The following is an 8,166-nucleotide window of genomic DNA, read 5'->3' as shown; positions in this document are numbered from 1 at the left end:
CCAGGTAGTCGGTCAGCAGCCCCTGCGGGGTGGTATCGGTTTCGTGGTGGTGCGGCACATAAGCGAAGCTACCGGTCCGGGGTGGTAGTTCTAATCGCACCGCCGTGAGCAGCCAAAACACACAAAAATAGCGGCCTTTCCCACTACCCGTGTCGCAGCACCGCAACACGAGTTTTTTATTTTTTTCTCACTGCAACCGCAGCGGTTGGGGTGCTGGTGCTTGCGGTCGGACTTGGCCCGTGGTGGCCTCGGATTGAGTCAAACGGGCTGTTGCGTTGAGTCTTGCATCCAGCTATAAGCTTCATGTCCGGCAACTCCCTAGTCGTTCCTATGCGGTATTACCACACCAGATTTCACCGGTGATACGTTGCCGTCTTCGGGGGTATGAGTTGTACTTGAGACTCGCGCCTAAGTCAAATTAAGAAATTTTGGATCAATCACCGAAAACTGATTCTCACTTAAAAAGAAGGGAAAATTTTGGCGGACGCAGAACGGCAGAAGAGTCGGCTGACGGTCGGCGTGCTCGCCGATCCGGTGGCTATGCCCGTCCTGGTCGGTGAGCAGCTGGCCGAGGACCTACCGCAGTTGTTGGCCGACCAGGTCGACTCCGAACAGGTCTGGGACGCACAGGTGCAGCGGGAGCGGCTGCCGCCCAGCGACAGTCGTCACACGGCGATGATGGAGTTGGCCGAGACCAAAATGGCCGAGTACGGCTGGGACATGGTCGTGTGCGTGACTGATCTGCCCATGCGCAGCGGTAGGCGGGCCGTCATGGCTGACATGAACAGCCAGCGGCGCGTGGTCGTGGTCTCCTTGCCGGCCTTTGGGGTCATGGCGCTGCAGCGCCGGGTCGGCGCGGTCGCGACCCAGCTCGTGGCCGATATCCACCGACCCGGCACGCCCCAGGAGGGCAGCGCCCAACACCAACGAAGGCGCCTCCCGGTCCTGTCGGGCCGTTTTCGGCGCCACACCCCTGACCAGCCCGGGGTCGATGCCCGGATCTCCTCACGGTGGGGGGATCTGCGGTTGTTGTTGGGGATGGTGCGGGCTAACCGGCCCTGGCGCCTGGTCTGGAGTCTGACGGGACCGTTGGTCGGTGCTTTTGCTTTCAGCGCCTTCTACTTGCTCAACTCCACGGTCTGGGAGATGGCGACCATGCTCTCGGCCTGGCGCCTAGCGCTCGCGGCCGGCGGAGCGCTGGCGGTGATGACCGGATGGCTCATCGTTTACCACAAGTTGTGGGAGCCGGTCAGGGCGCGTCCACGCATCGAGCGTGAACAGGCGGTGCTGTTCAACGCGACGACGGTGTTGACTTTGGGACTAGGGGTGGCCTTTCTGTATGCGGGCCTGTTCGCGGTCAACACCGTGGCGTCGCTGGTGCTGCTCTCGCCGGGGATACTGGATTCCTACGTCGCGGGGCAGGTGAGTCCAGGCACTTATCTGCTGATCCCTGTGCTGGTGACGGCGGCGAGCACGGTGGCCGGTGCGATCGGTTCCGGTTTCGAGAGCGAGGAGTCGGTGCGCAACGCCGCCTTTAGCCTGCGTGAACGGGAGCGGCGCGAGGCTTTCCGCGAGGAGCTCGAACGGCGCCGAGGAAATCTGCAGGAAGACCACGGGGTTTCCTGAGGTTTCGCGCGACCACCGCACGGGTGAGGTCCGGGCATGGCGGGGTGGTCAGGCCCAGAGGGGTATGTGAGGCGAAGGCTCGCCGGGAGGCCTGCTGAGCTCACGTGGTCGGCGGCTACGCAGCAGACTTAACATACACCGGGACTTGTGGATGTGAAATAAAACACACCCGAAGCCGTGCAAGCGTCATGGCCCTGCGGGCAGGGGGTTGACTGGAAGTAACAGTTGCAAGCCCACAAAACGCGGGAACGCAACTGTATAGCACGGCAGACACGGAGGGGACCATGAGCAAAGAAGAAAAGGGCCAGAGCAAGGCTGAGCAGGCCAAGGGAAAGATCAAGGAAACGACCGGCAAGGTGACCGGTAACGAGCGCCTCGAAGGGGAGGGAAAAGCCGAGCAAGCCAAGGGAAAACTTCGCGAAGGCAAGGAAGACGTCAAGGACACGGTCCGGGATGCGGCCGAAAACCTTCGCGGTGAGGACGACCAGCGCTAAAAGAGCGCCCGCATTCTCACGGTGGTCACAACCTCTGAATTGGAGAGCGTTGCGACCACCGTGTCGTTTTCGGGGCCCGTGAGTCGCCAGAGTCCCGGAGCTGCGTGCCCTTCCACGGGTCCGCTCGCGCTCAGGCCTCGCTCAGCAGCTCTGCACGGAGCCGATCCAGTGTAGCTCGCAAAATCCGGGACACCTGCATCTGGGAACATCCTAGTTCCCCAGCGATCTGCAACTGGGTCATCTCGGAAAAAAAGCTCAGCACAACCACGTAACGTTGCCTCGTGGACAGTTCAGACAGAGCCGACCTGAGCGCCGCTCTGTCCACCACAGAATCGAGCTCGCGATCAACCTCACCCAGGCCGCTGCTGAGGGGTTCCTCCGACCCTTCGTCGTCCACCGGGCGAGGCGCGTCAAGGGAGGCCGCCGAGTACGATTCAGCAGCGTTGAGAAGCTCGCCCGTGGCTTTGGCATCCAGGGCAAAATGCGCGCCGATCTCGGACTGCTGAGGAGACCTGGCGTTGGTGCGAGTGAATTCGGCGACAAAACGGTTGAGTTCGGCACGCCGGTCACGGACCGAACGCGGAGCGTGCACAGACCAAACACAGTCGCGGAAGTGGCGCTTGATCTCTCCGGAGACCGTGGGCAGCAGGTAGGACAAAAAACGCTTGTTGAATGAGTGGTCGAAGCCCGCAATCGCCTTCATCAGGCCGAGGTAGGCGACCTGGCAGAGTTCCTCATGGTCGACGCCCCGGTTGCGGAAACGGGACGCCTCCCGGATCACCACCGGCCGGTAGAGCTGAACGAGCCTGGAACGCAATCTGCACGCAGTCTCGCCCTCGCTCGGCAGGTCTCTCAGTCTCACGAGCAGGTCCTCCGCTTCACCCTCCTCGCGAGTTCCACGCGGTCTGGGTACCGAAGCAGGATTGCGGGCTGCAGTATTCACCACAACAGGTCCTCTCACTCCTCCACTGCCTACACGCAGCGAAAGGAACACTCCGGAACGAAGGCGGTCACGAGGAAAGCCAAACGATCCGTCACTGAAAGGCCCGCTGTTAGACCTGACTCTGCACTACCCGGTCAACGGGTGCGTAAAACCGCGCGCGCCGGGTCCAAACGCCCAAAACCGCACAGCGCCGCCGGACAGGACGCGATGGCGATGAGCACTACAAGCACAGGGGCGGCCGAGCGGGGATGGTTTTACCGCACCCGACCTGAGTCACTTGCACACCTAGGTTGAGATCAAGTTCCCTGTCCGGTCTGCTACCCGGATCCGGTCTTTGGCATTCGTTTGTCACGAGGATTTCGGGCCACCGTGCACGAGGGAATGATTACGAACTTCACTGCCGCGCCGGTGTTTCACCGGTTTCAATCAGCCGTCGCGCCAGCTCCGAGAGCTTGGTGTTGAGGCGGTTGGAGGCGTCCCGAAGCTTGTCGAACGCCTGTTCCGGTGTGAGCCTCTGGCGCTCCATCAGGATGCCCTTGGCCTGTCCGATGACATCGCGGCTTTCCAGAGCCCGCTCCAGGTTCACGTTCCGGAGGTCGGCTTCAGAGAGCATCGTGGTTGATACCAGCGCTACACCGGCATGGGCCGCCAGGAGCATCCCCACGTCCTGGTCGCCGGGTTCGAAGGCGTGCGTGCCGCGCGCGTAGAAGTTCAGCGATCCCAACCGTGGCAGAGATTCCGTCGCGTCTGGAAAGAGGCCCAACGACAGTACCGATCGGCAACCGGCCGCGGTCGCCGCCTTGGCGAAGTCCGGCCACGTTGTGTCGACGGCCAGGTCTGCGCTGGCAGCGAATGCCTTGCCCGAAGAGGACGCCGAGTCCAGGCAAGGTCCCTCACCGTGCTCGTACTGGAGGTGATCAAGCTGGTGTGCTAGGGCTCCTCGATACGCGGGGGTGGTGAACTCATCGCCGCGCTGAAGGGTAACGCTGACCGCGCCACCGCCTTGGACCACTTCGCCTGCAACGAGAACCAGGTGGTCGAGCACTTCGCTGACCGAACTTGCTGTGAACAGGTGCGTTGAGAGTTCGGCGAACCGCGCTGCGAGCGGATAGTCGGACGTCGCTCCGACCGACACCTCTGGCCTGTTCTTATCGAGCTCGCTAGCGCGATTCGCGCGGGCGGTCTCCCGCTCGCGGCGCACGAGCGCGCGCTCCGCTCTCAGCCTCCTCCGGGCAGCGGCCTCAGCTTCGTCGAGCAAGCTGTGCGCACGCAGCCACGCGTCCGCCTCGGCCTCACGGTCATCGGCCGCGGCTTCACGAGCGTCGGCGCTGGCCACGCGCGCGTCCAGGCTCTCCTCACGGATGGCCACCGAGAACTCACGTCGTTCGTTGTTCCATGCCCGCAGCCCTTGGGGATCCTGTGCCCCCTGCGCTGAGTCACCCGACTTTTCACTACCGACCATCTGTGGCCCACCTGACTGTTCCCCGCCCTCAAACTGCGCATTCCAGCGTAGCGGCCTCGTCCCCCGGGAGATCCCGCCCTTGATTGCCGACGCCTTCATCAGGGCAGTGCGGAATCCACAGAACGAATCGCAGGACCAGCGGCGGTCGGCATCGCGATCGGTGCGAGAGGGTCCACGGCGACCAGGCCCGATCCGACCGCACCGATCAGCACCGAATGCCTCTGCAGCAACCGAGGTCCACGGGGTTGGACCGGCCGGTCATAGCGGTGAACCGACATATCTGGCGCCCACGGGTGAACCCGTTGCTTCACGGTCCGAAGCCCTGCGCGCCGGGGTGAGGAGCCGAATCTCCAGCGGCCTGCGAATACAGAAGGCAACGACGAGCGAGGAAGGGCCGACCAACCATGACACTCGTCAACGCGCACATCCAGGACAGGTATCCGACGCGCGTGGACCCCGAGATGGGCCGGGGGTGGATCACACGTGAGGAACCCACGGTGAAAACCGAAGCACGGAAGGGGCCTGCGCACACCGGCGAACTCACCGCACACGCACGCGACGGGTTCCATGTCCAACATGACCTGTTGTCCGAGCATGAGCTCACCGAGTGCTTGGGAGAAATCCGTGCGCTGACCGAGGACGCAGACGTTCGTGCCGATGAGCGCACGATCACCGAGCCGACCTCCAACGAGGTTCGTTCCGTGTTCGATGCTCACTTGTTCAGCGACCACATCGCCCGGCTCATCCGCCAGCCCCGTATCCTGGACAGAGCACGGCAGGTCCTCGGAACAGACGTCTACGTCCACCAGAGCCGTGTGAACTTCATGCCGGGCTTCCGCGGGAGCGGGTTCTACTGGCACTCGGATTTCGAGACGTGGCACGCAGAAGACGGCATGGCCCACATGAAAGCGGTCAGCCTGTCCATCGGGTTGACCGACAACTACGCTTTCAACGGAGGGCTGATGCTCATGCCAGGGGCGCACCGGACGTTCGTACCCTGCGTGGGTCGTACCCCGGACGAGAACTACAGGTCCTCGCTCAGGTCCCAAAAGGTTGGTGTTCCGCAAGAGGACGACATCGCTGAACTGGCGCGCCGTCATGGTATCAAGCAGTTCACCGGTCCCAGCGGCTCCGCCTTGTGGTTCGACTGCAACAGCATGCACGGTTCCGGGAACAACATCACGCCGTTTCCACGGTCCAACATCTTCGTGGTGTTCAACAGCGTGGAGAACGCGTTGGTCGAACCCTTCTCAGCCACCGAGCGCCGTCCGGAGTTCGTCGCCTCCCGCGACACCGCGCCGTTGCATCCTTGATCTTGTCCTCACTCCGAGAGCTCATCTCAAAAGCTGTCGGTATGGAGGCCACTCAGGTCCGACGGGTTCTACCGGGCGGGTTTACGCCCCTCGGTCGTAGGCACGTCGTGCCTTCCCCGCCTGGAAGCCGAGGTGGTGGGTGCCGGAGAGGTGGACCACGAGGCCTTTCTGGCCGTTTACGGCGACGCACAGGTCGTGCGTGGGGTGCAGTGGGGAGGAGCCCCGCTCGGCCTGGATCCGGTGCGCGCTGTGCTCCTGCACCGAGGCTGGGGATGGTGGGGCCGATCCGTGAGCCTGCTGGTGGTGTGGTAGTCAGAAGAAGCCCGCACCCGGACCACGAGAAGGTAGCGTAAGTCGAAAACCGGCCCCCGAACAGCGCCACCCGCAGAGCCGCGGTGATTACCAGGTCGTTGCTTGAGAGGAGCCGTTAGCAATCACGTCCCCAGCCGTAAACGGAACCGGTGCGTCTCAATCGCCCACTGGTCAGGACGCGTAACCCAGTGCGTGGGCCTCACGAGGGTCTGCACCCAAGTGGGCCAGAACTTTTGCTGCGTGTTCGCGCGCAGTCGATTCATTGGCCGCGGCCACCGAGAGTACGGCGGCAACCGCTTGGTCCGAGCGGTTCTCGGTCAGCGTGTACAGGATGCAGGCGGTTTCCACCTGGGATCGGGCCTGGGCTATCAGATGTTGTCGGGTCGTGTCGCGTTCTCCGTGAAGTTCACCGCGGCGGTCGGCGCGCCCGTACAGATAGAAGGCCTGTTCGGCGTACCACAGTGCAGCCTGCGCTGCCGTCGCGCTGTGTGGTTCGGGTCGGGTGTCCAACAAGGGGATGGTCCTTCGCAAGCGGTGGCTGATGGGGGCGGATCACTCTCCAGATCGCCGCAAGTGGTCCAGAGACCTCCTTGCAGGGACTCAGAGCTGTACCGTCCGGATACACCGGGGACGGTCAGAATTACCCTGTGGCAGCCGGATGTGGCTGCTGGACAAACACATCCGCACTGCGGCCATGGCAGTGATGGTTCGGAGCGGGCCCATTTGCCTTGAACCCAACCGAGCATCGGGCTTCTCCCGGTGTGTACATCCTAGACCTGCCGGGGTCTCACGGAGCGTAAGCAAAGCGCGGCGTGTGTCCGCTTCTGACCTGAGTCCGAAGCTGCCTCGATTCACCCTCCAAGAGTCGCTGCACTCGGTTCGGGAACATACATTGGCGAGGCCGTCTGGCGCCGTCAGGCCGGACACGGGCGGTAGTCCACTGGCTCACGCCCGCCGCGACACCCTGCTGCCCGGGCGCGCAGTCTTCCTTGTTTTGTGGGCGGGCACTGAGCATCTCGTAGAGGCCGCTCCGAAGAGGTGTCCTGACTTGGGCGCTGGCAGCGATTCCAACGTTGAGGATCGTCTTACCCGAACCGCTTTGCCCCTGGACCCTGGTGTCGCCGACAACAACACAGCCATGGCGGGCAGGTCTCTCGGTCATCCGCCCACGGGTGCATGGAAAACCCGCCCACCATGGTCTGACCACTCTAACGGCTGATCGCTGCCACCCATGTAGGGGCACGTTCATGGCCCCACAGTTTCGGACCGCGACACGGTTCAGCGTAGAGTCGGCGAGCTGCGCCCTTGTCATGTGGTGTCCAACTCCGAGCGGTCGCGTTCCGACGGGGACACATACGCAAGCAGCCCTCTTTCGCCGCTGTGCGCGGCATGGCCGTGTCGGAGAGCCCGCAGCCCCGAGATGCGGGCTGGGAGCCGAGGCCTGAGGCACCAACTCATCAGGGCGGGGGTGGTCTTGGGCCGGCGGAGCTCCGGTGGAGGACTCCAAGGTCGCGTAGACGACCACGTTGCCGGTGTACTCGCGCCGGATCTCCTCGAAGGCGCCGGCACACGTGATCATCCGCAACTCGGCCCCGCGCTGCGTGGGCCCGTAGACCCTGCGCGTGGGGAACTGGTCCTTGGGGTACTCCTGAGTCTCGTACGCGATGAAAACGGCATCGGCGCCGTACGACCGGGCGGCCCTGCCCGGTAGGCTGGACGTGACCTTCAAAGTCTCGGGTACGGTCACCGGGCCCGGTCCGGAACAGCGGGTATGGAAAGACGGGGACGGCGAGCTGGCCGAGCGTTTGGGCCTTGGGCCAGGCGATCTTGATGCGGCCCGATGGCCATATCGTGGTCCGGTCACCGGACGCGTCTCGCTGAAAGGGCTTTGAGGGGCCCTGCTGTTTCCGGACAGGCTTTGAACCGCCTGTCTCACGCGGCCAGTCGCATCTCCTGATGCGCCGCGTAAATCTCCGCGGGCGTGTTGTATCCCAACGCGGAATGAAGACGCCTGTG

General features: G+C 63.5%; 7 protein-coding genes. 3 read left to right on the top strand and 4 right to left on the bottom strand.

The features are described 5' to 3' along the window. Positions 1 to 477: 477 nt before the first annotated feature. Together ACYVDG_RS32205 and ACYVDG_RS32200 are read left to right on the top strand one after the other, a co-directional pair. Positions 478 to 1,626 carry a hypothetical protein gene (locus ACYVDG_RS32205; RefSeq protein ID WP_460763821.1) on the top strand — a complete coding sequence of 383 codons (1,149 nt, stop codon included), beginning with the start codon at positions 478 to 480 and terminating at the stop codon, positions 1,624 to 1,626. A 284-nt stretch (positions 1,627 to 1,910) separates the two neighbouring features. After that, positions 1,911 to 2,120 (top strand): CsbD family protein, encoded by a 210-nt coding sequence (locus ACYVDG_RS32200; RefSeq protein ID WP_460763818.1) that lies wholly within the window; start codon positions 1,911 to 1,913, stop codon positions 2,118 to 2,120. A gap of 130 nt (positions 2,121 to 2,250) precedes the next feature. Here the strand turns inward: ACYVDG_RS32200 and ACYVDG_RS32195 are convergent, their stop codons facing one another. Both ACYVDG_RS32195 and ACYVDG_RS32190 read right to left on the bottom strand, forming a co-directional pair. After that, complete coding sequence (locus ACYVDG_RS32195) at positions 2,251 to 2,982, bottom strand: sigma-70 family RNA polymerase sigma factor (RefSeq protein ID WP_460763814.1); 732 nt, start codon at positions 2,980 to 2,982, stop codon at positions 2,251 to 2,253. 475 nt (positions 2,983 to 3,457) lie between these two features. Next, the gene (locus tag ACYVDG_RS32190) at positions 3,458 to 4,525 is read right to left on the bottom strand and encodes a GAF and ANTAR domain-containing protein (protein ID WP_460763809.1); all 1,068 of its coding nucleotides are present in this window, start codon (positions 4,523 to 4,525) and stop codon (positions 3,458 to 3,460) included. Positions 4,526 to 4,929: 404 nt separating this feature from the next. On the opposite strand from ACYVDG_RS32190, the gene thpD reads away from it, so the two are divergent. Continuing rightward, positions 4,930 to 5,838 (top strand): ectoine hydroxylase, encoded by a 909-nt coding sequence (gene thpD / locus ACYVDG_RS32185; RefSeq protein ID WP_460763806.1) that lies wholly within the window; start codon positions 4,930 to 4,932, stop codon positions 5,836 to 5,838. An 81-nt stretch (positions 5,839 to 5,919) separates the two neighbouring features. Here the strand turns inward: thpD and ACYVDG_RS32180 are convergent, their stop codons facing one another. Together ACYVDG_RS32180 and ACYVDG_RS32175 are read right to left on the bottom strand one after the other, a co-directional pair. Beyond that, entirely contained in the window at positions 5,920 to 6,099 is a 180-nt protein-coding gene (locus tag ACYVDG_RS32180; RefSeq protein WP_460763799.1) for a hypothetical protein, read from the bottom strand. Between the two features lie 222 nt (positions 6,100 to 6,321). Further along, a complete protein-coding gene (locus ACYVDG_RS32175; RefSeq protein ID WP_460763794.1) occupies positions 6,322 to 6,660 on the bottom strand; it encodes a hypothetical protein in 339 nt (112 codons plus the stop codon). Positions 6,661 to 8,166: the final 1,506 nt, after the last annotated feature.

It is taken from the genome of Nocardiopsis oceani (assembly GCF_054777395.1).
This window is presented reverse-complemented; position numbering and strand designations above follow the sequence as displayed.